Source organism: Microbacterium sp. JB110 (assembly GCF_003335195.1).
Lineage (GTDB): Bacteria > Actinomycetota > Actinomycetes > Actinomycetales > Microbacteriaceae > Microbacterium.
Genome location: NZ_QPGM01000015.1, coordinates 1 through 3,690, shown reverse-complemented (window position 1 = coordinate 3,690; position 3,690 = coordinate 1). Strand labels below are relative to the sequence as shown.

The window sequence follows — 3,690 nt, the reverse complement described above, 5'->3', positions numbered from 1 at the left end:
TTCGAGTAGATCTCGCCGTTGCGCGGGTTGTAGATGTCGAACACCATCACGAGCGATCAGCCCCGCGGCGGCCCATGCCGTGCCCGACATGCCGGTCTCGCTGAGCATGCCGCCGTTCGACCCGTCGGCCGCCGCATCGCCGGAGCCCGCATCCGCGCCGCCGCCGGCCGCAGCCTGGTCGTCGCCCTGGTCGTCGCCTGAGCCCTGGCCGTCGTCGGAGCCCTGGTCGTCGCCGTCACCGGAGCCCTGGTCGTCGCCGTCACCGGAGCCCTGGTCGTCGTCGCCGTCACCGTTGTCGCCGTCGCCGTCCGAATCGCCGTCGCCGTCTCCGTCCGACCCGTCCGACACGGTGATCTCGAAGGTCGCTTCCGAGGGGGCGAACGCATCGGGATCCGCGGGGACGAAGGACGCCAGGTAGGAGTGCCGGCCCTCGCCCGTCGGCCTGACCGGGATCTCCGCGACGCCGCCCGACAGCTCCGTGCGGCTCGACGCGGCGGCACGCGCCGAGGATCCCTCACGCTCGTCGACGACGATCCATCCCTCGGCCGTCGGCGTGACGGTGACCGTCGCGTTCGCGGTCTCGCCGTCGACGACGGCGTCGGACGACAGCTCCACGTGGAGCGTCGTCTCCGCGGGTTCAGAGGCGACGCCGTCGTCGGCGATCGCGAACAGGCGCAGTCGGTCCGCGTCGCCCCCGCTCGGCAGCGTCACGCTCTCGATCGTCCGCCCCTCGGGCGCGGAGTACGGCTCCGTCGCGTACACGTACGCGCCCTGCAGGTCGGTCGTCGCGTACCGCATCGGCATCTTCGCGACCACGGAGTTGCCGTACACCGGGTTGCCGTCCGCGTCCGGGATCACCCAGTCGCCGAGCTCGAGGGGGACGTCCTGCGTCGAGCCGTCGTCGAACGCGACGGTCGCCTCGGCCCGCGCCCCGCCGTCGCGCGCCGCGCCGACGAAGGAGATCGTCGTCGGGTCGAACGGCAGCCGGATCGTCTGCCCGTCCGGGCGCACCGCATCGGCGTATCCCGCCGGGCTGGCCGGCCACGTCGCCTCGAGCTCGCCGACCGAGAACGTGCTCCCCGGGCTCAGCGACACCTTCTCGAGCTCCTCGCGCGCGTAGCTGTTGCCCGCGGTGTCGAAGTCGGCCTCGCCGCGCGTCTCGGCGGTCGCCGTCGCGATCACGTTCATCGCGCGCGCGAACCCGCCTTCGTCCGTCACGCGCACGGTCACCTGCTGCACGCGCTCGTACTCGCCGGCGGTCGCCGTGACGACGATCGGATAGTAGCCCTCGGCGACGTCGGCGCCGACCTCGATCGCGAACCGCCCCGTCGACGGCCCGTCCGCCGAGACGTCGATCGGTGCCGCATCGACCGCGATGCCCTCTTCCTCCGACGTCGCGGAGACGTCGATGGTCTCGAGATCGGTGTCGAACGCCTTGGCGACGATCTCCGCCGTCGCGCTCTCGCCCGCGCTCGCGTCGACGACCCCCGCGCCCGTGGACAGCGCGAAACCGGTGCCGCCGTCGCCGAACGACGGGGGCGCCGACGACGCGGCGGTCGCCCAGGACGATCCGGGCTCCGCCGAGAGGTCGAGATCGACCACGCCGCCCGTGCTCAGCACCGACTCCGGCAGCGCGGCACTGTCCGACGCCTCCCCGTCGACCGACAGGCCGTCGATGTACCGCTCGCCGCTCGTCGCGCCGGGAGCGTTGATCGTCAGCGACCGGTCGCCGCTCAGCTCGATCCGCACGTGGTCGAACGTCGGCGTGTTCACCGTGAGCAGGGGCGTGCCGGGCGTCGCGGGCACGAGGCCCATCGCGGCCCAGACGTACCAGCTCGACATCGCGCCGAGGTCGTCGTTGCCCGGCGCGCCGTCGGGCTCCGCCGTGAACAGCGACGTGCGCACCCGATCGACCGACGCCTGCGTCTTCCACGGCTGCCCGAGGTAGTTGTAGATCCACGGCACGAGGAAGTTCGGCTCGTTGCCCGCCCACAGGTACGGCTCGTTCGCGCCGGAGTTCAAGTGAGTCATGAACGTGTCCAGCCGCTCCGCGGTCGCCTCCCGGCCGCCGAGCGCGGACGCCAGGCCGGTGATGTTCTGCGGCACCATCCAGAGGTACTGCTCCGCGTTGCCCTCGTCCCAGCCGGGCTGCCCGAAGCCGGATCCCAGGTCGGACGCATCGAGGAACGACCCGTCGTCCGCGCGGGCGGCGATCGCGTTCTGCGCGGGGTCGAAGAGGTTCTGCCAGAAGTTCGAGCGCGTCTGGAACCGTTCGACGACGTCGTCTTCTCCGAGGGCGGCGGCGAGGCGCCCGATGGCGAAGTCGTCGATCGACCATTCGAGCGTGACCGAGCCGCCGACGATCTGATGGTCGCCCCGGAACGCCTCGACCTGCGGCGCGTACTCGCGCTCCGCGTAGATCTCGGCGCCCGGCCGCTGCACGTAGCCGTCGAGGCCCTCTCCCCCGTCATCCGCCGCCGCGACCATGAAGTCGAGCGCGGAGGCGGCGTCGAAGTCCGTGCCGCCGAACGCGTGGATCTGCGAGATCAGCGCACTCACGCTGTCGCCGGTCATCTGGCCTGTCGCCGAGTTCGCGACGGGCCAGCGCGGGAGGGAGCCCGACTGCTCGGCGTCGAGCACGAGCGACTGCGCCATGTCGGACGCGACGTCGGGGAACAGGATCGTCTGCAGCGGCGTGAGCGTGCGGTACGTGTCCCAGTCGGAGAAGTTCGCGTAGTGCGTGCGCCCTTCCTCCACGGAGCGGATCTCGCCGTCGAACCCGATGTAGCGCCCGTCGACGTCGTTGAAGACGTTCGGGTGCAGCAGCGAGCGGTACAGCGACGTGTAGAAGGTCTCGACGTCCTCGTCGGAGCCCTGCGAGATCCGGACCTTCGAGAGCGCCTCGTTCCACCGCTCTTCGCCGTCGGCGCGCACGTCGTCGAAGTCCCATCCGGGAGCCTCCGCCGCCATGTTCGCCTCGGCTCCTTCGGTCGAGACGTACGAGACGGCCATCTTCGTCTGCAGCGTCGTGCCCTCGGGGAAGGAGAAGTACGCTCCGGCGCGCGGCGAGGAGGCCTCGTCCGACCCCTGCTCGACGGCGTCGCCGTCCCAGGTGCCGTGATCGATGAAGTCCTGGTCGAAGCTCAGCCGGAAGTGGATCGTGTAGGTGTTGCCCTTGCCGCAGAAGTCGCCAGTCGTCGCGGACCCCTCCACCGTGCGCGAATCGATGACGCGGAGGTCGGCGGCGCTGTTGCCGTTGATCGACCCGCCCGCGCGGAGGGTGAGGTGCGCGGGCGAGCCGTCCGGGAAGCTGATGCGGCTGAGGCCGACGCGGTCCGTCGCCGTCAGCTCGCTGCGGATGCCGGAGTCGGGGAAGGTCACCGCGTAGTAGCCGGGCTCGCCGATCTCGTCGTCGTGCGTGTACCGCTGGGTCGTGTTCCAGGGGGAGGATCCGACGTCGCCCGTGATCGGGAGGATCGGGAGGTCGCCGAACACGTAGCACCCGGCAGAGGCGTGGTTCATGCTGAACCCCTTCATCTGCTCGTTGTGGTACTGGTACCCGGCGTACGTGTCCTTCGTGTCCGGCGAGAACTGCGCCATGCCGAACGGCACGGCGGGGCCGGGGAAGTTGTTGATCGAACCGACCACGTCTCCGCCGATGCCCGTGCCGTTGAGCGTGTCGACGTGGTC

1 protein-coding gene is annotated in these 3,690 nt (G+C 70.9%); it reads right to left on the bottom strand.

Annotated elements, in window-relative coordinates; genetic code table 11:
- On the bottom strand, positions 1-3,690 hold a 3,690-nt coding region (locus CIK77_RS17395; protein ID WP_181861437.1), incomplete at both ends, for a GH92 family glycosyl hydrolase.